Annotated in this window: 30 protein-coding genes and 1 pseudogene; 22 read left to right on the forward strand and 9 right to left on the reverse strand. The window is 65.4% G+C overall.

Translation table 11 applies throughout. From position 1 onward, the window contains the following. The first annotated feature begins 108 nt into the window (after positions 1-108). Together ACQ86L_RS02360 and ACQ86L_RS02365 are read left to right on the forward strand one after the other, a co-directional pair. Positions 109-579 (forward strand): hypothetical protein, encoded by a 471-nt coding sequence (locus tag ACQ86L_RS02360; protein WP_434317520.1) that lies wholly within the window; start codon positions 109-111, stop codon positions 577-579. 188 nt (positions 580-767) lie between these two features. Further along, positions 768-1313 (forward strand): hypothetical protein, encoded by a 546-nt coding sequence (locus ACQ86L_RS02365; protein WP_434317521.1) that lies wholly within the window; start codon positions 768-770, stop codon positions 1311-1313. Between the two features lie 79 nt (positions 1314-1392). Here ACQ86L_RS02365 and ACQ86L_RS02370 read toward each other — a convergent pair whose 3' ends face one another. Then, a complete protein-coding gene (locus tag ACQ86L_RS02370; protein WP_434317522.1) occupies positions 1393-1527 on the reverse strand; it encodes a hypothetical protein in 135 nt (44 codons plus the stop codon). Positions 1528-1671: 144 nt separating this feature from the next. Here ACQ86L_RS02370 and ACQ86L_RS02375 point away from each other — a divergent pair, with 144 nt between their 5' ends. Beyond that, a complete protein-coding gene (locus ACQ86L_RS02375; RefSeq protein ID WP_434317523.1) occupies positions 1672-1836 on the forward strand; it encodes a hypothetical protein in 165 nt (54 codons plus the stop codon). Between the two features lie 539 nt (positions 1837-2375). Beyond that, positions 2376-2531, forward strand: coding sequence for a hypothetical protein (locus ACQ86L_RS02380; protein ID WP_434317524.1), 156 nt, complete (start codon positions 2376-2378; stop codon positions 2529-2531). Between the two features lie 1420 nt (positions 2532-3951). Here the strand turns inward: ACQ86L_RS02380 and ACQ86L_RS02385 are convergent. Further along, positions 3952-4101: a hypothetical protein gene (locus ACQ86L_RS02385; protein ID WP_434317525.1), complete on the reverse strand. Its 150-nt coding sequence runs from the start codon at positions 4099-4101 to the stop codon at positions 3952-3954. Positions 4102-4294: 193 nt separating this feature from the next. Here ACQ86L_RS02385 and ACQ86L_RS02390 point away from each other — a divergent pair, with 193 nt between their 5' ends. From ACQ86L_RS02390 to ACQ86L_RS02430, 9 genes are all read left to right on the forward strand, one after another. Continuing rightward, positions 4295-4741: a hypothetical protein gene (locus ACQ86L_RS02390; protein ID WP_434317526.1), complete on the forward strand. Its 447-nt coding sequence runs from the start codon at positions 4295-4297 to the stop codon at positions 4739-4741. Beyond that, positions 4702-5379: a hypothetical protein gene (locus tag ACQ86L_RS02395; RefSeq protein ID WP_434317527.1), complete on the forward strand. Its 678-nt coding sequence runs from the start codon at positions 4702-4704 to the stop codon at positions 5377-5379. Before ACQ86L_RS02390 ends, ACQ86L_RS02395 begins: the two co-directional genes overlap by 40 nt. 78 nt (positions 5380-5457) lie before the next feature. Next, positions 5458-5760, forward strand: a complete 303-nt coding sequence (locus tag ACQ86L_RS02400; protein WP_434317528.1) for a hypothetical protein — start codon at positions 5458-5460, stop codon at positions 5758-5760. A 5-nt stretch (positions 5761-5765) separates the two neighbouring features. Further along, positions 5766-5924: a hypothetical protein gene (locus tag ACQ86L_RS02405; RefSeq protein WP_434317529.1), complete on the forward strand. Its 159-nt coding sequence runs from the start codon at positions 5766-5768 to the stop codon at positions 5922-5924. A gap of 97 nt (positions 5925-6021) precedes the next feature. Continuing rightward, positions 6022-6408: a hypothetical protein gene (locus ACQ86L_RS02410; protein WP_434317530.1), complete on the forward strand. Its 387-nt coding sequence runs from the start codon at positions 6022-6024 to the stop codon at positions 6406-6408. Between the two features lie 160 nt (positions 6409-6568). After that, positions 6569-6952, forward strand: a complete 384-nt coding sequence (locus ACQ86L_RS02415) for a hypothetical protein (protein WP_434317531.1) — start codon at positions 6569-6571, stop codon at positions 6950-6952. A 44-nt stretch (positions 6953-6996) separates the two neighbouring features. Next, the gene (locus tag ACQ86L_RS02420; RefSeq protein WP_434317532.1) at positions 6997-7266 is read left to right on the forward strand and encodes a hypothetical protein; all 270 of its coding nucleotides are present in this window, start codon (positions 6997-6999) and stop codon (positions 7264-7266) included. 45 nt (positions 7267-7311) lie between these two features. Next, complete coding sequence (locus tag ACQ86L_RS02425) at positions 7312-7725, forward strand: hypothetical protein (protein WP_434317533.1); 414 nt, start codon at positions 7312-7314, stop codon at positions 7723-7725. A 106-nt stretch (positions 7726-7831) separates the two neighbouring features. Then, entirely contained in the window at positions 7832-8341 is a 510-nt protein-coding gene (locus ACQ86L_RS02430) for a LysM peptidoglycan-binding domain-containing protein (protein WP_434317534.1), read from the forward strand. 1 nt (position 8342) lies between these two features. Here ACQ86L_RS02430 and ACQ86L_RS02435 read toward each other — a convergent pair whose 3' ends face one another. Beyond that, positions 8343-8786: a hypothetical protein gene (locus ACQ86L_RS02435; RefSeq protein WP_434317535.1), complete on the reverse strand. Its 444-nt coding sequence runs from the start codon at positions 8784-8786 to the stop codon at positions 8343-8345. A 317-nt stretch (positions 8787-9103) separates the two neighbouring features. Between ACQ86L_RS02435 and ACQ86L_RS02440 the strand changes: the two genes are divergently transcribed. Beyond that, positions 9104-9286: a DUF1737 domain-containing protein gene (locus ACQ86L_RS02440; RefSeq protein ID WP_434317536.1), complete on the forward strand. Its 183-nt coding sequence runs from the start codon at positions 9104-9106 to the stop codon at positions 9284-9286. A 13-nt stretch (positions 9287-9299) separates the two neighbouring features. Here ACQ86L_RS02440 and ACQ86L_RS02445 read toward each other — a convergent pair whose 3' ends face one another. Further along, the gene (locus ACQ86L_RS02445; RefSeq protein WP_434317537.1) at positions 9300-10127 is read right to left on the reverse strand and encodes a hypothetical protein; all 828 of its coding nucleotides are present in this window, start codon (positions 10125-10127) and stop codon (positions 9300-9302) included. Between the two features lie 246 nt (positions 10128-10373). On the opposite strand from ACQ86L_RS02445, the gene ACQ86L_RS02450 reads away from it, so the two are divergent. The 7 genes and pseudogenes from ACQ86L_RS02450 (at position 10374) to ACQ86L_RS02480 (ending at position 14738) form a co-directional block, all read left to right on the forward strand. Then, a complete protein-coding gene (locus ACQ86L_RS02450; RefSeq protein WP_434317538.1) occupies positions 10374-10748 on the forward strand; it encodes a hypothetical protein in 375 nt (124 codons plus the stop codon). Positions 10749-10854: 106 nt separating this feature from the next. Continuing rightward, the gene (locus tag ACQ86L_RS02455) at positions 10855-11766 is read left to right on the forward strand and encodes a hypothetical protein (RefSeq protein ID WP_434317539.1); all 912 of its coding nucleotides are present in this window, start codon (positions 10855-10857) and stop codon (positions 11764-11766) included. Positions 11767-11891: 125 nt separating this feature from the next. Next, the gene (locus ACQ86L_RS02460) at positions 11892-12650 is read left to right on the forward strand and encodes a hypothetical protein (RefSeq protein ID WP_434317540.1); all 759 of its coding nucleotides are present in this window, start codon (positions 11892-11894) and stop codon (positions 12648-12650) included. A gap of 61 nt (positions 12651-12711) precedes the next feature. Beyond that, positions 12712-12813 (forward strand): annotated as a pseudogene (locus ACQ86L_RS02465) (DUF2510 domain-containing protein); the annotation flags it as partial. A gap of 54 nt (positions 12814-12867) precedes the next feature. Next, positions 12868-13365 (forward strand): hypothetical protein, encoded by a 498-nt coding sequence (locus tag ACQ86L_RS02470; protein WP_434318994.1) that lies wholly within the window; start codon positions 12868-12870, stop codon positions 13363-13365. A 9-nt stretch (positions 13366-13374) separates the two neighbouring features. Then, entirely contained in the window at positions 13375-14031 is a 657-nt protein-coding gene (locus ACQ86L_RS02475; RefSeq protein WP_434317541.1) for an HNH endonuclease signature motif containing protein, read from the forward strand. Next, positions 13914-14738: an endonuclease/exonuclease/phosphatase family protein gene (locus ACQ86L_RS02480; protein WP_434317542.1), complete on the forward strand. Its 825-nt coding sequence runs from the start codon at positions 13914-13916 to the stop codon at positions 14736-14738. Before ACQ86L_RS02475 ends, ACQ86L_RS02480 begins: the two co-directional genes overlap by 118 nt. A gap of 1 nt (position 14739) precedes the next feature. Here the strand turns inward: ACQ86L_RS02480 and ACQ86L_RS02485 are convergent, their stop codons facing one another. The 4 genes from ACQ86L_RS02485 to ACQ86L_RS02500 all read right to left on the reverse strand — a co-directional run bounded on the left by ACQ86L_RS02485 (position 14740) and on the right by ACQ86L_RS02500 (position 16692). Next, positions 14740-14907, reverse strand: a complete 168-nt coding sequence (locus tag ACQ86L_RS02485; RefSeq protein ID WP_434317543.1) for a hypothetical protein — start codon at positions 14905-14907, stop codon at positions 14740-14742. A 202-nt stretch (positions 14908-15109) separates the two neighbouring features. Continuing rightward, positions 15110-15760: an HNH endonuclease gene (locus ACQ86L_RS02490; protein WP_434317544.1), complete on the reverse strand. Its 651-nt coding sequence runs from the start codon at positions 15758-15760 to the stop codon at positions 15110-15112. A gap of 37 nt (positions 15761-15797) precedes the next feature. Continuing rightward, on the reverse strand, positions 15798-16427 hold the full coding sequence (locus tag ACQ86L_RS02495; RefSeq protein WP_434317545.1) for a hypothetical protein: 630 nt from the start codon (positions 16425-16427) through the stop codon (positions 15798-15800). After that, positions 16402-16692, reverse strand: a complete 291-nt coding sequence (locus tag ACQ86L_RS02500; RefSeq protein WP_434317546.1) for a hypothetical protein — start codon at positions 16690-16692, stop codon at positions 16402-16404. The genes ACQ86L_RS02495 and ACQ86L_RS02500 overlap by 26 nt, the downstream gene beginning before the upstream one ends. Before the next feature lie 331 nt (positions 16693-17023). Here ACQ86L_RS02500 and ACQ86L_RS02505 point away from each other — a divergent pair, with 331 nt between their 5' ends. Next, entirely contained in the window at positions 17024-17374 is a 351-nt protein-coding gene (locus ACQ86L_RS02505; protein ID WP_434317547.1) for a hypothetical protein, read from the forward strand. Positions 17375-17497: 123 nt separating this feature from the next. Here the strand turns inward: ACQ86L_RS02505 and ACQ86L_RS02510 are convergent, their stop codons facing one another. Beyond that, positions 17498-17977: a hypothetical protein gene (locus tag ACQ86L_RS02510; RefSeq protein WP_434317548.1), complete on the reverse strand. Its 480-nt coding sequence runs from the start codon at positions 17975-17977 to the stop codon at positions 17498-17500. Positions 17978-18020 lie beyond the last annotated feature (43 nt).

Genomic DNA, 18020 nt, shown 5'->3' on the forward strand with positions numbered 1-18020 from the left:
ACCACGGAGCCATCGTGCCCCTGATCGAAGATTCAAACCGGTTCTTTTAGGTTCAAGTGTTCTCTTTTGAATCTCTCTGCGGTACATTCCCTGCAGGAGGTACTGGATATGGACGCCACGAAGATCCGCCAGCTCATTGCAACGGCCCGCTCTCTGGCCGACGAGCTCGAAGCCGAACTGGACGGCAGCGTCGAGCCGGTGATCCAGCCTGTCCGCACGGACTCCGCACTCACGACGTACGACCCCCTCCACAACGCCCTCCCCGAGAAGGCAGACGTCAAGGGCAGCCGACGACAGATGGACATGGCGCTCCTGGTCCTCTTCTCCACGCTCTACGCAGTGAATCGACGCCAGAACCGCGGTCTGGCCGGGAGCGAACTCCGCGACCTCGCGCACAGCGTCCGGTACTCCGACCTCCGCTCGTTGGTCCAGTGGGAGAAGTACGCCATGAAGCGCGACGCGGGCGGCTTCCGCTGGGTCACCGAGGAAGGACACAAGTGGTGGATCGAGAAGAAGTCCGCTGAGCTCGGGTACCAGCTCCCCGACGACCTCGCGATCTGGGTCGAGACCAAAGCCTGACCAAATTGGGGTCCTCGACCCACGCGGCGCTGAATCCTCCTCGCGCTAGACTTGAGGTAGGCGCCTGGATGCGCCCGCCGCTCGCGTGAAGGCCTCGCCATTCCAAGAAGTACCTGGACGAACCGTTGATTCATTACCGGCTCGACCGTATTGCGAGCACGGTAATCGAGCCTGGAAAGTGATTCAACGTGGATACTGTCCGCTACTTCAAGGACCTCGCCAAGGCGCAGCTCCGACAGAGCCGCCTCGACGGCGCCGCGACGCTCGGGCTGCAGAAGATGCAGCATCAGGTCGCCGTCAACGCCGGCTTCCGATCGTGGGACGATCTTCTCGCTGCCCCGGAGAGTGAGCGTGAGCTCGTCGTCCTGATGGACCGGGAGCCGAGCCTGAACATGTTCGGCTTCGGTCCAGGAGACTTCGCTCGTACTCGCGAGGAGCGCATGAAGAACATGGTCGAGTGGCGTCGCGAACTCCGCGCCGGAGGCCGCGTCCAGGAGATCCGCACCTGGATTGTCGACAACCTCGACTCGAGGAAGACGATCAACCAGTGGGCGGGGAGCTACGGCCTCAAGCATCTGGCCGAGCAAGATCTGGGCTACGTCGCCAACGGTGAATTCATCGCCGCGGCGATCCTGGAGGGCTACCCCTACCGGCGCGACAGCTCGGGTCCGAACGCGACATTCGGGATGAGCGAGCGAAGCATCTCCGCGATCCGCAAGCGTCAGCGCGGCTGAGGTCTCCCCCAGCTCGTCGTTGCTCGTCAACTGCTGATGATCCGAGAGGGGCTTGCCGGGAGGCGGGCCCCTCTTCGGTTCAGTCCTTGCGGTTGATCGCCTTCTTCACGCGCTCATACCAGCCCGATGTGCTGATCGCGTTCTCCACGGCCCCGCCGGCCATGTAGCCCGCCGCCAGCCCCGCGAACTGCGTGTAGCAGTCATCGCATAACACTCGCGTAGCCGTCCGATTGCCTTCCCCCGTCAGCCGCTTCCGACACTGCTCGCACCGTCCGCTCATGCGCGCAGTGTCTCACCCTTCGCTGGATGAAACAACCGCCTCATGCGTCACAGCTGGATCTGGACGAAGGAGTCATCCGTGGATCGCACCCAGGTTCGACACCGCGCCCATCGGATCATCGTGAGCCGGATCTCGGATCCCACCTTCGGCGTCGAGCAGCTGGCGGACGAGCTGCATTTCGGTCGGCGACAGCTGCACCGGTACTTCAATCCCGGGCCTTCTCCCCATCAGATGATCATGTAGGTGAGGCTGCAGACGGCTGCGCTGATGATCGCCGCGGATCCGGAGCTGGCGCGGACGGGGTGGCGGAGATGCAGCAGGATGGCTGTGCTAGCCGTAGGTCAATGACGAGACCCCAGTTGAGCGGAAGCGCCCATCGGGCCAGTTGCTCGCAGCAAACGAGGTGGAGAAAGACAGACCTAACGCCCGACGCAACAATCCTTTTGGGAATGATTTCCCTAATGATTCGCTGAGTCGCGCTCGAGGCGGAAGCACGTCGGATGAGTCTCAATGCCGCGTCAAACCATGTGGGCTTCTACCTGACCGTCGTCCACCCGGACTTCTGCGACGCTGCCCTCCTCTCAAAAGACATCTCCCCTATCCAAACCTTGATATTGGCAAGGCCTCGACAGAAGGCATCCGAGAACGCCACCGACGTGGCGTTGGAGGGCAAGGAGCGAAGCGACGCAGTAAGGGCCTGAGGAGCGCCAGCGACGAGGGTGAGGAAGCCCGTCGACCGAGCGCAGCGAGAGTCGAAAGGGCTGACCGAAGAGGTGTCGGCTATGCCGACCACCGAGCAAGTTTCGACCGAGCGAAGCGACGTTGAAACGCAGCGAGGTGCCACCTCCCCTTATGCCCTTTTCCTTTCTCCCTCGCATCGGGAGCTTCAGCGAGCGATCGAGTCAGCTTTTGCTGTTTCATCAGCGGAAATGGATTGACTCAAGATCGCTGTCAACACTCTGACTCAGATCCGCGTCAGCGGGTTGAGTGTTGACAGTGGCATCCATTTTCGTTGGAAAGTCGGGGGAGGGCTGTTAACACGGTTTGGAACGAAGTGGCACCGTGTTAACAGACCTGGAGCGAAGCGACGACAGGGCCTGAGGAGCGAGCGAGTCAGACCCGTTACGACCCCGACGCGGCCGTGGGCACACGGGCGCCTCTACCTCGAAACAGCGCAGGTCGCGGCGTAGCTGCGACCTCTGGGTGTAGCGCTCTGACACCGTTCCGACGGGTGTGACAACGGAGCAGCCGGCGGGTATCGCGGCAGCCGCTTCAGCGGCGACTGGGAGGCTCTTCTTTCACCTCATCGGCCACGACTGTGGAGTGGCCAGGACCGTCACGAGAGACGTCTCGAGAGACGCCACAACGGGCGTCGCAGACCCGAGGCGCGCGCGTAGCGCATTCACCCTCTGCGCCTCCTCGCAGCTGGGCCGTCACGAGATCCGCAGCGACATCGACACAGCCCTCGTCCCAGCTCCGCCCCGGTGGCGCTGTCGGCTTCACGGGGCCCACCATCGTGGCGACGACTTGGGCAACGAAAGCAGAACTCGTTAGCCCTTGCACCCTCAGCGCGAGTTCTGTTTCGGGGGTCAAGTCTTCGACCCTCACACGATCGGGCTCCGGCGCCGGAGGCGACGGCCAGATGGTCACGCGGATCATGCCGACGGGGCGAAGCCCCCGAGGACGGTTTGTGACCCATCGGCTCCGCCGGCTGCTGTCGCGTGCACGATGCAGCACAGCTGCAGCCAGCCCTACAGTGCACCACTCCGCCGGACGCTGCAGAAGAGACCCAACGTCCCGAAGGAGATCTCATCGAAGGGGCGGGGAGCGGCCCGTCAGTCTGGCGAGCAGTTGCCTGAAGGACCGAAGTGCAGTTGCGAAACGAACCAGATCCAGGTGACGCAGCTGGGGCGGAGGAGGAGGGCGCAGTGAGGCACGAACGTAGCGCCCCCGACGGAGCCCGCTGGGGCAGCCTGGGATCTGGTTCGTATTGAGGTCCAGGTCGCTGACCATCGCTCCACGCTCCCGCCCATCGCAGCCTCTTGGGAGCGCCATCCGGTGCGTTCAGCACCGGGAATCTCTGCCCACTCTGTGCCCGTTTTGCGGACGCATCGCGTCCACTCGCTGCCCCCTTGTGACCAGTTGGCGGCCTCTTGCTGACCGCAAGATGGTCACTATTGCCGATCCGAGGCTCCGTCCGAGGATTTCGAGCGCGTTCAGCGCGCTGCGACCGTGCTGTGGCCTTGTCGTGGTCACTCGTTGGCCCATCGCCGGTCACACTTGCCGAATCGGCGGTGCTCAGCCTGTCGTCGCGCCCCTCCGTGGGCGAGACGGGACCGCCGCGCGACCGTTGTGTGGTCAGGCCGCGGCCTCTGCCTCAGTCGTCGGCCGCGGCACCCGCTCCTCCTCGGGTGCTGTGTTTACGACGTCGATGAGCCTCTCGAAGCCGTCGCGCTCGAGCTCCTCGAGCGAGGCGCTCAGCGGCAGCCGGTAGCGGTTCGGGATCATGACCATGCGGTACCTCCACGGGGTCGCGGTGGGGCATCCGCCGGATGCGATTGCCCTCTCACCTCTTAGATGGGCCGAGCCGCGCAGTCGGACAGATTTGGCTCGTCACTACCTAGAGGGGCCGAGGGCGCAGTGAAGCACTTCTGCACTGCCGCTGACAGCGCCCGCTACGCTTCGGTCGCAGGGGGAAGACATGAGAGAACAGATACGGTCCCGCCGCGTGCGGGCGCTCCTAGTTGCCGCGGCCGCGGCAACGACGGCCGTGATGGCGCTCAGCGGTTGCACGCCGAGCACCGTCCCGGTTCTCGAGCGGACAGCAGAGCCCGCCGATGGTCTGCCAGCCGGCCTCCAAGGCTTCAGTGGCTTCGATCCGGACACCACGCGGCACATCGCATCGCATGGCGGTGTCGAGTTCTACCTGGCCAAGCAGACTGGAGACCTGGCGACCGGGCTCTGCCTCGTCGTCGTCAAGCCGGTCGAACCGGTGCAGTGGGCGTCGTCGTGCAGTGCCGCCGAGTACTTCGGCCTCCAATGGGATGCCGGTGACGTCAACGCCGAGTTCTACCGTCACGGTGTCACCGACGACATCGTGAAGCCCGGGTGGTCGCGGATCTCGGAGAACGTGATCGTCGAGGGCTGAACAGCGCCGGGTCTTGCGAGCCGTGCCGCCGGTGTGGTCGGGTGACCATCGTGAGCTTCTTCCCACCAGACCCGCCCGAGGACGAGACCGACAACGACGAGCATGTTCCGGCGCCTTGGTGGAAACCATCGGACGACGAGCTCCCGGCGATCTTCCCGATCCGCGAGACGATCGCCATCCACGACACGGTGGCGCTCATTCTTACGATGGCCCGCGTGTACAGCAACGGCGTTGAGTTCGTGATCGAGCGACGAGTCCGCCGGGGAAGCGCGACTCGTCGCGAGTGGGCAGAACTGCAGTCGGATATGCACGGCCACTTCGTGCGCTTCGACCCGGACCGGCTGCGCTACGGCGTCGTGCTCGGCGACGGACAGCACTTGATCTCCGACCACGCTCCGGGCATGTACGGTGTGACGCCCGAGAAGCACAGCCTGAACCCGTCCGGTGGAGGCGGTCGTGGCAGCGAAGACAACTACCTCTTCGACGACGGCCTGTGGCTCTGGCCCCTGCCACCGGAGGGACCGATCGAGATCGTGGTTCAATGGCCGGCGTTCGGCATCCCGGAGTCGCACGTCGTGCTCGACAGCGCGCCACTCAGAGAGTTGGCCTCGCAGGCACGACCGGTGTGGGGTGCGTAGTCATCGCGCCGCTCGCGCCAAGCCGTGGATGACGCTGGCCCGCTAGCATCATCACCAACCGCGACGAAGGGGACGTTCGTGAATGAGTCGAAGCTGCGACCGAAGGTAGTGCTGTGGTGGGGCATCGTGCTCACCGTGGCAGGCGTGCTGTTCACTCTGCTGCTGCCGCAGCTCGCTTACACCGCCGTACAACAGCCGAGCGCCGCAACCAGTGTCGACCAGTCGCTCCTCGCGCTGCTCGACCTGGTCGTCCGGGTCATCGGGCAGGTCATGACGCCGCTCGGTGTCGCACTCATCGGTGCGGCCATCGTGATGGCATACGTGGGCCGGCTCCTGGCGGCACAGGCGCACGTAGAAGCAGACGACTCGTCGGTACTCTGAGCGTCATGACCACGAAGCCGAACGAGCTCGCCGCGGAGCTGGACGTCTCCGCGAAGGCCATCCGTGCGTTCCTGCGCGAGGAGTACCCGGAGCACGAGCACGGCGCGCGGTGGGAACTCGACGACGACCAGGCATCCCTCGTGCGGGCGCGATTCTCGGATTGACCACGTGACGCGGTTCCGACGCTGGGTAGCCACGACTATCGGCGTACTGGCTGTCGCGCTCCTTGCCGGCTGCGCTCCCTCGATCGCGGTGTGCGCCATGCCCGATATCCGCCCGCCTCATGTCGCCATCGACGCCTCGATCTGGCTTCGTTTGCATCCCGGGGGCACGGTTCACGCCTGCTACGCCGGCGCGTGCGACCGCGAAGACGGAACCAGCCCCTCGTTCGAAGTCGTGGCACCGAGCAAGGCGGATCCCTCGAAGAAGCACGACCTCGTGGTCACGTTGAGCGGCCCGGCGGGTACGACGACCGAGACCGTATCGATGGCTCTCAAGCTGATACCGGGACAGAAGGGCGGCCCGTGTCCGATGCCCGACCAATGGAGCCGCCAGGTCCTGATCGGAACGGACGGTCAGATTCAGGTGGGCGGCGCGGACGACGGGCGCATCATCGTCCCCACTCCGCCGGACACGAGCGGGCCGTAGCCGGCGAGCGGCTGCACGTCATCGAGCGATGCCTCGTGTTGGGAGCGAAGCGATACACGCGGCATCGCGGCGCAGGCCTGGGGATCGGCTCAGCGGCTCCGTCCGCCGACGACCACTACGCGCAGCGGCCCGCTACGGTCGCGCCCGATAGGTTGAGCTCATGACCTCGACCGGTACAGGTTGGCGAGTGACCGTCGTATCAAGTACGGCCATGACTTTGAGGAGGCAGTACGGCAGACCAAGCCTGCTCCTCGGCATCAACGGCTTCTGGGGAACCCTCCACGCGGACCCCGGGCAGCTCCGACTGGCACGGGGTGAGAAGACGGTCGCTCTGATCTCAGACATCGAGGACATCGGCACCGATCTCGCCGACAACGGCTACGGCACCTGGCTCCCATCCCTCATCGTCACGGCGTTCGGAGCGAAGCTCCCATTCATGCCGTTCGAGCGGCGCGGGTTGTTCCCCCACACGGTGACGGATCCATCGGCCATCGCTGCGGAGGCACGACGCATAGTCTTCGGCGAACCTGGCCGACGCGGGTGATTGGTCATCCTGCTTGGACGGCGGCCATCCGTAGGCTGGAGGGCATGACGAGGAAGGCCGGCGCACCGGCAGACGAATACGGCCTTCGGATCGTGGAGCGGCTCCGCGAGGCGATCAACCGCTCGGGCTGCACGGACAAGAGCGTCTACGAGGCTGCACGGCTGAGCTCGAACTACTTCTACATCCGCATGCGCGGCGAGCGGCCCTTCACCGTCAACGACATCGGCGCGCTCGCGCGAGTGCTCGGTCTGGACCCGCTGGTGCTCTTCACCGACGAACCGGCGTCTCGAGGGCAGGTCAGCGCCGAGGTCTGACCGAGACAGCGGCGCCCGCGGCGAGCAGGCCGATACGATCGCCCTGTGTACGGACGACGGGGGAAGGCACGGGCGGCGGTCGACGCCGCCGTGCTGCTCAGCATCTCTCTAAGCGGATGCACGCCGACCGCTGGCAACTGCGCCGCGGACGTCACGCCGCCCAGGATCTCCGTCTGCATGGCCAACTGGGTCTCCGCCCACCCGGACACCGAGGTGCGGGTCTGCCTCGACGGAGTCTGCTCCACCGGCGACAACGAGGTCGTCGTCACCGAGTCGAGCTTCCGCACACCGCTGAACGATCGCCACACCCTCGCGTTCACGATAGAGGGCATCCGCGGAGGCTCCACCGTGGTCACCTCGGTCCAGGCAGAGACGCCGGTGACGCGGGACCACTGCGGTCAGTGGAGCGCTCAGATGCAGCTGAGCACGAACGGCGTGGTCTCACCAGTCTTGCAGTGAGGTCAATCTCGAAGACGATCTCTTCGGGTTCGGCCCGCGTGCCGCTACGCTGGCGACAATCTGTGTCGCTGGGGGGACGATGGCGCAACGACTCGCGGCTTCGGCGGTGGCCGGTCTGATACTGCTCGGCATCTCTCTGACCGGATGCACGGCGGCCGAGCACACCCCGGACCTGATCCACACGGCCAACCATCCTGCGACGCCGACGCCCGCGGCCTCCTTCGCCCCGCCGGAGACGCCCACGCCGGCCGCGACCGCCGCGGGGTGCGTCGGCTGGGGCTTCTGGGAGAGCGACCGCTACAGCGAGACCCAGCAGCCGGTCGACTGTGGCCCCATCCAGTACGCCACCGGGACAACGAAGCTGAACGACAAGGGAGTGCCGGTCGCGTACGTCGTCGCGCCCGGCGATATTTGGGAGTTCATCGCCAAGCGCTTCGACGTCGGGACGGCGTACCTCACGGCGATCAACGCTGTGCGGCGTGAGAACGTGACACAGGTCTACGTCGGCGACACGATCAACCTCGACCCAGCCACGATCACCAGCGTCGGCGACCAGAACGGTGTCGTCTACCACCACCTCGACAACCTGCCGGATCCGCACGTGCCGCAACACTGAATTAGTGGTCCAGTGTCGTCGACGTCGGGTCGACGAGGACGTTGAGCCCCAGACGGATCGCGCCCGGCGGGGTCTGTGCGTCCGAGCTCACCACTCGAGCACTCCCCGCGTCGGCCGAGGCGACACCGAACGGCAGCTTGTTCGTGCAGCTCTGTGCCCAGGTCTTCGACGTGTCGGCCGGAAGGAGGAGCAGGCAGACGTCGCCACTGGTCGATCGCGACAGGTAGTACGTGACCCCGTCCGCCTGGCCGACCAACCGCGAGGAGCCGGCGGCGATGAATGCGTGATCGAAGCCAGGGATGTCCGTCGGGAGCACATCGGCGCGCTGCTGAGGCTGAGCGAAGACCGGGATCTCCGTTGCGGCGCCGGACAGGTTCGGCGAGACCGACCCGGTGAGAGCGCCCACAGCGATCGTCCCGAGGACGCCGAGGGTGACGCCGGCCACAAGTCCGACGAAGATTGTGGGCCACCGGCGCGAGCCGCGAGTAGCCGGCGCGGGCGGCTCAGCGGCCGCTGTCCGACGATCCAGGTCGACGCTCATCGTTCCTCCCCGCAGGTGACGTTCGTTTCGCCAAGTATCCACGGTCGTGGTGGTGTGCTGGCGGAACGGAGTCGGAAAACGAAACCCCGGCGAGCACGAGGCTCGCCGGGGGATTTCGAAGAGGAAGAGCCGGGTCGGGGGTATCAGCGCTTCTGTGGATTGACCGTACTCGCGATGGCCTACATGCTCGGCGACGCGCGTCATTGTGCGAGCATGGCGGCATGAGCGATGACAGCGACGCGAGTCTCCCGTACCGACTTCTGACCGGTCCCGACGACACTGCCTTCTGCAAGCGAGTCAGCGACGCCCTCGCCGAGGGCTACCAGCTCTACGGGTCGCCAGCTCTCACGTTCGACGGCGAGCAGGTCATCGCGGCGCAGGCCGTGATCCTTCCGGCGTTCTGAGCGCGGGCTCCTGCTACTTCAGGTAGAGGAAGGCCTGCAGAACCCAGACGAGGACGCCGAGGATGCCAAGTCCGAGACCGATCCATGCCTTCGATTGCCCCGTGCTGAGCCGGCTGGCTCGATGCAGGCCGATGCTGGCAAAGACGATCGCGGGAATGGCCACGACAGGATCCAAGGCGACGGGGACCCAGAGCACGGTGCAGACAGCGGTGAGGATGCCGAGAACGAACCCTGTCGTGGCCATCCCGTTTCGTGGCTTCTTCGGCTCATCTGCTGGGGGCGCGACCGGCTCGGCAAGATGCTCGACCGGAGGCCGCGCGAACGCCGAAGGCTCTAGGAGGACTTCGCGCTCAGATGGCGTCGACGGCGGTTCCGCGATGGCCATCGACCGAGCGACATGTGATGAGTCCGCACCGGTCGACTGCGAGACAGAGGTGGCCCGTGCGACAGAGTCAGATGGTTCGTCCAGAACGAGCACGTCGGGCCCCGCCTTAGTAACGTCCGCACCTTCATTGCTGAGCTGCGGCTCTTTACCGCGGGCCACTACAGCTTCGGCCGGATCTGCGACCTCAGCGACAACACTCGCGGACGTCGCCGCTTCCCACGCGGCGTACTCCTTGCGGTAGTCGCGCCAAGCCTTCCTCCGGTCGTAAGCCCGGACGCCGCCTCGAACCATCTGAAACACGACCCATCCGAGGATGCCGACAGTACCCAGGACGAGGAGAACCTGGAACACGCGGAAGGCCACGACAAAGACGGCCGCAACACAGCACAAAACCACGAACCCGAGGGTCAGCTTGTAGATGAGGAGGGCATCTCTTGCCTTCGAGCGCAGACTCATGATCCGCACTGTATCCGCAGCAGAGCAGCGATTCGCGGCCCCATACTGGGGCTGCTCAATCTCAATGCACACCCATAGCCTGGGGCGGTGCTTCCTCGTTCTGCCCGATTAATCGCGGCCTTTGTTATCGCCGTCGCTGCACTCGCCGGCTGCTCTTCGCAACCAGCGTCCGTCAGGTCTCACTCCCCCGCTGCGACACCGACGAAACCGTCCCCAACGCCTTCGCCGACTCCAACGGTGATGTCGATGGCGGAGGCCGCTGCTCTCTACAAGTCGGCGGCCTGCTCGTTGAACTTCAAGGCGCAGGCGTTTAATGCCGTCTGGTCGTCGAACTCTGGGGATATCGTCACGTTGCGCGCCGCGGCGGCTGCGGCCCGTGACGCGTCCTCAGCCACCGCAACTCAGCTCGACCAAGCGAAGTGGCCAGTCGACTTGCAAGCGGACATCAACACCGTCCGCGACTCCGACTATGCGAACGCCGCGGTTCTCGCCCAGATCGCCAGCGCACCTAGCTGGAACGACGCTGCGCGGAACACCTTTCCCGCCGACGACCCGGGAACCACGGCCGGTCAAAGGCTCCGCTCCAGGCTGGGCCTCCCAGCCGATCCGATGGCCTGCTAACCCATAGACGGAACGGCGGCGCATCGGGGAAGGGTCCCAGAGAACTGCATACGTGCCCTGAACAGGGCACTGCGGCGCGATCTCGGCCGCCGGTAGGCTTTTGCGCGTGCGCAAAGCTCTGTCCGCCGTACCGGTTGCCGGACTGCTCATCGCCGCCCTCACGGGTTGCAGCGCCATCGGCCCGCAGCCGACCGAGTGGGTTGCCGACACGTCTCAGGGCGCGGTCTACCTGTCGTGGACAAACACCGACGGCAAGCTCAGCGGCAACGAGTCGTCCTCATCGCAGGACAGCAACTACCAGGTGACCACGAACAGCGCTCCGTTCACCGGGACGGAGGCGGACGGCAAGATCACGCTCGACTTCGGCAATGCTCTGGCGTCCGAGGCGTTCACCGGGAAGATCAGCAACACCGATCTCCATCTGACCGGGACAAACGCCAGCGGAACGGTCGAGCTCGACTTCAAGCCGGGCACGGTCACCCAGTTCAAGGCGGCCGTCGCCAAGGAACAAGCCGCTGCGACGAAGGCGCAGACGGATGCCGCCATCGCTGCGGCTCAGCAGCAGTACGACTCCGCGGTCAGCGAGCTCTCACCGGCCGTCGAGAAAGCTCAAGCCGCGCTCGACGCCGAGCAGGCGGACCTGGCCGCCGAGCAGCAGGCAATGACCACATATGGCTCGCAGATCGCTGCCGCGGTGAACACCGGCTGCCAGAACTCGTCCGCTTCCGATGCCGCCAGCGGTCAAGATGAGACCGCGGCGACTAACGCCGTGTACGCGCTCCAGTCCGCCGCGGGCGACCTCAGCAGCGCAGCGTCCGCGCTGACGAACGCCATCAACGCGGTGAATCCGCCGCCGAGCAAAATCGCGAGCTCGGTTCCCGCGTCGACCTTGAGCAACGACAGCGACCTCGCATCGCGCGCGTCGAGCGCAGCGCAGCAGGACGGCGCCCTTGCCTCCAGCGACAGCAGCAAGGTGTTCAGCCTGTCGTCGCAGATCTTCGGACTGACCTACTGCTGATGACATCCGAAACACCGAAGAGATTGGCAGGCTCAGTGTTCTGTGCCGAATGCGGCGTCCGTTCGACAGGCGGCAGATTCTGTACCAATTGCGGATTGCCCCTGTCAACGAGGACGAAGCCGCAGGTGCCGGAACTCCTCGCGACGACTGAAGTGGCCACCGACGGCCGGGCTGCGCGGCCGAGCGTGAAGTGGTGGCGGAGAAGGGCCGTGCTCCTGACGGCTTCAGCCGGATTGGTGGTGCTCATCGCAGCAGGAGCGCTCGTCGGAGTGGAACAGGCTCAAGCCGCAGCGCACGCGAAGGCTATCGCCGCTGCACATCGCGCAGCCGTTCTCAAGGATCAGCGGGCAGCGGCGGCGATGGCTCTCCAGGTCAAGGAGGCCGCCCAGAAGGCGGCCGCCGCCGTGGCGGCGTTGGCCGCAGCAAAGGCGAAAGACGCAACGGACAAGGCTTCCTGGGATCAGAAAGCACATGCCGATGCGGCTACCTATGTCACGGCCTTGCAAGCCGCCGGCGGAGACGGTGAGGTCACCGGCTTCCCGGACTATGCCGGGCCAACGTGGAGCACGATCAACGACCCCTACTCCTGCACGGCCACCAAATGCGTAATCGTCTTTACCACTACCAGCGCCCTGCCAGGCGGCACGCAGTGGGGCGGACCAGGCGGCCTGCCGTGCGCTGTCATCGGTGGCACCACGGTGTGCTCCCAGAACAACATGCAGGACGCGCAGTTGGACGGAGGTCAGACGATAACGCGCAGTGCCGACATGACCGGCCTGGTTTCTGCGGGGTCCACGATCAGTGAGTTCTTCCTCGGGGACCCGACGACTCACGCGCCGACTAGCGCTCCGATCCAGACCCGGATTCTCGTGAAAGCTGGATGACACAGCGTGCAGCACCGAGCTGTCCGATGCACCAACCGAGAGATGAGGAAGACCATCGCAGATGTCGACGCCGCCGCCTAACTGGTATCCGGACCCCAACGTGCAGGGGCAGCTTCGCTATTGGGACGGAGCAAATTGGACTGAGCATATCCATGTGCCGACTTCGACCCCGGCGTCTGCTCAACCAGTCTCCACGGGTAACAAACCGCGTCGCGGCATGATCATCGGCACCATCGTCGCGATCGTGCTCGTTCTGTTCATCGCCTCACGGATTGTCGCGCTGAACAGCTCGTCCACACCCGATCAAGCTGGTGCGGCTGCGGCGGATACGAGCGCGCCCAGCGACTCGAGTACAGCCCAGGGCCTCAGCGGACAGCTTCAAATGGCTGTCGATTCGGCGAGCACCTGCAGCGGGATGAACGGCATGTGCAACATCGCAGTGGACATCGCCAACTCCAGCAACCAGCCTGTCGACGTGCCGTTTGACAACTTCTACGTCCTCGTCGATGGAAAGACTTATGAGGGGCAGGTCGACTGGAACGATTCTACGAGTGCGACCTGCGAGGGAACGGTCAATCCCGGTCACTCACTCGTCTGCCAGGCGATCTTTACAGGGATGCCCAACGGCACCGTGTCGGCGGTCTTCATCGGAAGCTCCGCTGACGCGGCGTCCGCCGATCTCGACACGCGCGCGGCGCTCCCGATCACGCAATAGAGTCGCCGAATGAGTCGCGATCACCCGAACCAAGCGGCGTCGAGCATGTACGAGCCAGGCACGGAGATCACGATCGGCAAGTTCACCTTCACGGTCGAGGAATACAACCCTCGCGAGGACGCCCTCGCGAAGCACTCCGGTGAGGACGGCAGCGGTTGCCTGCTCTGGACCGGACCGCTGGACCGCGACGGCTACGGCATCGCCTCGGTCGAGGGGCGGACGCACCGCGCGCACCGGCTCAGCTACGAGACCCGCGTCGGCCCGATCCTAGAAGGCCTGCAACTGGATCACACGTGCGAGCGCCGGGACTGCATCCGACCAGAGCATCTGGAGCCGGTGACCAACTTCGAGAACACGGTGCGCCGCTTCCTTCGGCAGGGCGTCACGAGGGAACGTGCCGAGGAGCTCGCTACGGCCGAACTCGACTGGAGGGCGCAGGACCAGGCGGCGTCACGCTACGCCAAGGAGCAGGCGGCCAGCGCGGGGATCAAGAAGGGAACCTTCATCCGAGACGGCCGAAAGAAGCGCGTCTGGAAGGTGATCGGCTTATGGGCTTCCACCGAAGGGGCCGAGGTTCAGCTTGTGGTTCGACCGGCCGACGCAGAGACTCCGCGCGACATCGTGGACCTGCGACGCGCACGGATCGTCGAAGCGGACGCGCAGTGACCGTACATCGCGTCGCGACACTCAACATCAGGCACGGCGGAACAGCGAAGCGCATACCGCAGCTCGTCGCCGCCCTTAGAGCCCTAGACGCGGATGCACTGGTCGTGACTGAGTTCCGGATCGGGCTGGCCGGCAACCTGCTCGTCGCGGAACTGGCAAGCTCGGGCTACGAGCTCACGCATCCGGATATAGCGGCCGCGGTCAACGGCGTGCTCATTGCGAGCAAGGCGCACATAACCGTCGCGCGCCCTATCGGCTCTGCCCTTCCGGACCGCCGCCACCTGTGGGCGGCGGATCTTGGCTGGACGAGCATCGCAGGCGTCTACATGCCGCAGATGAAGGCGAAGCTGCCCTACTGGGACGCGCTCCTCGACGAAGCAGGCGGCAGCGCCGCACCGCAGATCCTGATCGGCGACTTCAACACCGGCGACAACATGTTGGATCGCGACCCTGGCGGCGCGCCGTTCGTCGGCGCCGACCGGATCGGCCAGCTGTTGCGGGCCGGCTACACCGACGCATGGAGAGACAAGCACGGTGACGCACGCGAGTACAGCTGGTTCTCCACGACCGGCAACGGATTCCGCGTTGACCACGCCTACGTGCGCGAGGAACTGGAACCCCGCGTGATCCGATGCGAGTACGACCACGATCCTCGACTGGCGCGCGCGACGGATCACTCCGCGATGATCCTCGACCTCGAGGTCTGAGCTAGCTCTTCGCTTGACGCCAGAACAGCCATGCCGACCGCGGGACGGGCCACGGCACGCTCTGTCGGTTCACGATGGCGGCGATTCCCCACCAGATGAGGCCGATCAGTGCGAGGTAGCCCCAGTAGGTCAGCAGGAGCGACCCGACCAGCATCCACCAGAACGCCATGAGGGTCCAGGTAATCAGACCGGCACCACCCTTTGCTGTTGCGCGAGAGACCCGCCTCCGACGACGTGAGGACGGGAATACCCGGCCGCTGATGTAGAAGGGCCCAGGCAGTCCGACTCGATATCGCAATGGCACGAAGTCCACCGTATTGTGCGCGACGACGTGGCCTTTAGCCCCACAACAGGTGGGCCGCGGGTTCCGGTCAGCTGCTGATGCCGAAGGCGCGCATCCGCGCGTGATGGTACTGTGCGCTGGAGTAGGCGAAGCCGCGCGCCGCAGCGACGGCGACAATCCGGGGGTACGCACCGATGAGGCCGTCCCATCGAGGATCAGCGCTGGTCGCCAGGGTGTTCATTTGGTGCGCCTCGAGCAGCGCGTTCCCGCGCTGCGTGTTGCAGAAGGCATGGATCGTGCGCAGGTTCGTGAGCTCGCTGCTGCCGCCGCTGCTGCTCGGCACCACGTGGTCCGCCTCGGCGGCGAGGGCCCAGTAGACCGGGTGGATCTCGCCGCGCTTGTAGTGCTGCTGATACGGCAGTTCCTCAGGGAGCACGTCGCTGAGAGCGACGAGCACGCCGCGCGGCACAGCGCGGCCGCCGCAGGCTCCGCAGCGGAAGCCATCTCGGATGAGAGTCTGCGCTCGGTCGCGCTCCTTGATCGGGACGCGCTTGTGCACGCCGTCCGGCTGCTGCGGCCCGGCGAGGCTGACCTTGCCGAGCCACCGCTCGCCCGCGATCGGCGAGACGCTCAGGCGCGCCAGGTCGAGGTCGTCGTCGACGAGTGCGGCAGCGACAACTGCCAGTACGTCTGCGTAGCGGTCGACGGCTGCGCCGTCCAGGGTGAGTACGTCGGACACGTGTTAGAGCGTATCTGGAGACCTCGCGCGCGCTCGCTCAGCGACCAGCGAGCACGGCTGCTTTCGCGTCGGCGAACTCCTGGTCGCTGAGCACGCCCTGCTGGTGGAGCTGCGCAAGAGAGGCGAGCTGCTCCGCGATGCCAGGAGATGGCGCGGCAGCCGCGGGTGCAGGCGCTTCGAGCGCCCCTGCAACGGCTGCGGCAGCGGTCTTCGCTGCCGTGTTGAACAGCGCCGCGAAGCGAGTGGCATCGCTGTACTGATCGGGCTTCGCGGGAACGGCCCATGCCACGAGCGGACCGTCGATCAGGAGGAACACCTGCCGGCTGTCGACCTTCTTCTGCATGAGCCCCCCGCCGAGTGCTCCAAGCGCACCGAACAGCACGCCGCCCATAGCGACTCGGGAGAGGGTCGGGCGCCGATCGAGCTCGCCCGCCGTGTCGACCACGGCGTTCGAGCCTGCGATCGGCTGCGTGACGCCCTGGTACGTGACGCTCTCACCATCGAACGACAGCCCCGGGAAGAGCGCCGCGATCCGCTGGTCGTCCATCGCCGCCTGGAGCGCGCGGAACTCAGCGATTGCGCCCTTGATCGTCGCGCCCTCGACGCCCTCCTTGTTCGTGAGGCCGCGACCGGCTGTCTTGTCACCTGCATGCGGCGTCCGCTCCACGATCAGGGCGAAGGCATCGGCGGCCGCGCGCAGTCTTCCCGGTCATGAAGCGGAAGATCGACTTGCCGTTGTTGGTGACGATCTCGATGTGCCCGTTCGTCGCGAGGTTGGCTGGTCTGAATGAGCGGTCGGTGATCTCCTCGAAAAGGATTCGTCGCTCCGATGCGCCCAGCGCGCCCTGTGAAACTCGACCCGTCGCCTGGATCGTGACGCCCTCGTCGTCCACGATGAGCGCGTAACCGTAGACGCCTTTGAACTCGGGCATCGAAACTCCTCTGTGAGTGGCGATCGTGACAGTCCAGACGGTAACAGGTATCTCGGCCTGGACGCTCTCGCTCCCGAATTGGGGTACCCACGATGAAAGGCCTTTGCCGGGCCACGCCAATAAGCTGCTCGGACCGCACTCATAATCAGGGGGAATCTGCACCGTGAGTTCACACCCAGGGTGGTTCACCCATCCGTCCAACACGAACCTGCAGATCTATTGGAACGGACAGCAGTGGTCTGGCTCGCGACTCAAGTCGCAGGCGAAGCCTGGCGACCCGATCTACCCCGAGGGCGCGCAGCTCCCCGCTGCCCCTCCTGGGTGGAACGAAATGCCGAAGCCAGCGAAGAGGCCGATGGGCTGCTTCGGCTTCATCCTCATCGCCGTCGGCGTCGTCGTCGCTATCGTGATCGCGCTCAACGTGTACGGGTCGTTTCGCAACGCGAACCCCACCGACGAGGACAAGCAGGCCGAGTCGCAGGTGGCGTGCGAGAACGTCGTGAAGAACGGCCTCAAGTCGCCGAGCACGGCGAGCTTCTCGAACGAGACGGCGACGGGCACCGATGGCCAGTACACCGTGACCGGTGACGTGGATTCGCAGAACAGCTTCGGCGCCATGATCCGGAATCACTTCACCTGCGAGTCAGACGGCACGACCGTCCACCTGACGTCGCTCGGCTGATCATCTAGATCTGAGGTCGGTCAACGTCACGTTCAGCGCACGCCTGTCGCCAGCGAAGAGGAAGCCCCGACGAGCACGGGGCTCGCCGGGGCGTTCGAGGATGAAGAGTCGATCCGGGGAGATTCAGTTTTTCTTGAGCTTGATCGTCGTGGTGGTGCCGAGGGCACTGGCGGAGTAGGTGATGGTGTCGTCCTGGAACGTGAAAACCTTGGTGGCGTCCTGCGATGCGAGCATCGCCGACTCGGTGGCGGCCTCGTCGCGCGTCGACGTCCACTTGTATGGTGTCGCGGAATCGGTCGGTGCAGCGAAGCTGCCGACCCAGTAGATCGACTTCGTGTCGCCGTTGTCGGTCACCCAATTGATGGTGATGACGTTCCCGGATATCTCGGCTTCCTGGTAGCTGTCCGCCGCCGCCGAGGTCGTCTGCTTCCACGTGCCGGTGAGGTCGGGCGTTTTGGCAGCCTCTTTGGTCGGCGCGGCCGAGCTGCTGGACTTCGTGTTCGATGAGGCAGCTGGCGCAGCGTCCGGTGTGGTGCTGCACCCGGTGAGGGCGATGACGGCGGAGATGGTGACTGCGAGCGCGAAAGGTGTGAGTTTGTTCATGATCGCTTCCATCGTGGCAGCCGCGTGACAGATCCTCAGCACC

Source organism: Leifsonia sp. P73, from assembly GCF_051059105.1.
GTDB lineage: Bacteria > Actinomycetota > Actinomycetes > Actinomycetales > Microbacteriaceae > Leifsonia.

What these genes read in the sequence shown, in the direction of transcription:
- ACQ86L_RS02390 (WP_434317526.1), top strand. Translation starts at nt 4,295, where the DNA reads ATGAGAGAACAGATACGGTCCCGCCGCGTGCGGGCGCTCCTAGTTGCC.
- ACQ86L_RS02450 (WP_434317538.1), top strand. Translation starts at nt 10,374, where the DNA reads ATGGCGGAGGCCGCTGCTCTCTACAAGTCGGCGGCCTGCTCGTTGAAC.
- ACQ86L_RS02380 (WP_434317524.1), top strand. Translation starts at nt 2,376, where the DNA reads ATGCCGACCACCGAGCAAGTTTCGACCGAGCGAAGCGACGTTGAAACG.
- ACQ86L_RS02505 (WP_434317547.1), top strand. Translation starts at nt 17,024, where the DNA reads ATGCCGAAGCCAGCGAAGAGGCCGATGGGCTGCTTCGGCTTCATCCTC.
- ACQ86L_RS02510 (WP_434317548.1), bottom strand. Translation starts at nt 17,977, where the DNA reads ATGAACAAACTCACACCTTTCGCGCTCGCAGTCACCATCTCCGCCGTC.
- ACQ86L_RS02415 (WP_434317531.1), top strand. Translation starts at nt 6,569, where the DNA reads ATGACCTCGACCGGTACAGGTTGGCGAGTGACCGTCGTATCAAGTACG.
- ACQ86L_RS02420 (WP_434317532.1), top strand. Translation starts at nt 6,997, where the DNA reads ATGACGAGGAAGGCCGGCGCACCGGCAGACGAATACGGCCTTCGGATC.
- ACQ86L_RS02410 (WP_434317530.1), top strand. Translation starts at nt 6,022, where the DNA reads ATGCCCGATATCCGCCCGCCTCATGTCGCCATCGACGCCTCGATCTGG.
- ACQ86L_RS02485 (WP_434317543.1), bottom strand. Translation starts at nt 14,907, where the DNA reads ATGGCGTTCTGGTGGATGCTGGTCGGGTCGCTCCTGCTGACCTACTGG.
- ACQ86L_RS02405 (WP_434317529.1), top strand. Translation starts at nt 5,766, where the DNA reads ATGACCACGAAGCCGAACGAGCTCGCCGCGGAGCTGGACGTCTCCGCG.
- ACQ86L_RS02440 (WP_434317536.1), top strand. Translation starts at nt 9,104, where the DNA reads ATGAGCGATGACAGCGACGCGAGTCTCCCGTACCGACTTCTGACCGGT.
- ACQ86L_RS02470 (WP_434318994.1), top strand. Translation starts at nt 12,868, where the DNA reads ATGATCATCGGCACCATCGTCGCGATCGTGCTCGTTCTGTTCATCGCC.
- ACQ86L_RS02475 (WP_434317541.1), top strand. Translation starts at nt 13,375, where the DNA reads ATGAGTCGCGATCACCCGAACCAAGCGGCGTCGAGCATGTACGAGCCA.
- ACQ86L_RS02445 (WP_434317537.1), bottom strand. Translation starts at nt 10,127, where the DNA reads ATGAGTCTGCGCTCGAAGGCAAGAGATGCCCTCCTCATCTACAAGCTG.
- ACQ86L_RS02480 (WP_434317542.1), top strand. Translation starts at nt 13,914, where the DNA reads ATGGGCTTCCACCGAAGGGGCCGAGGTTCAGCTTGTGGTTCGACCGGC.
- ACQ86L_RS02500 (WP_434317546.1), bottom strand. Translation starts at nt 16,692, where the DNA reads ATGCCCGAGTTCAAAGGCGTCTACGGTTACGCGCTCATCGTGGACGAC.
- ACQ86L_RS02360 (WP_434317520.1), top strand. Translation starts at nt 109, where the DNA reads ATGGACGCCACGAAGATCCGCCAGCTCATTGCAACGGCCCGCTCTCTG.
- ACQ86L_RS02385 (WP_434317525.1), bottom strand. Translation starts at nt 4,101, where the DNA reads ATGATCCCGAACCGCTACCGGCTGCCGCTGAGCGCCTCGCTCGAGGAG.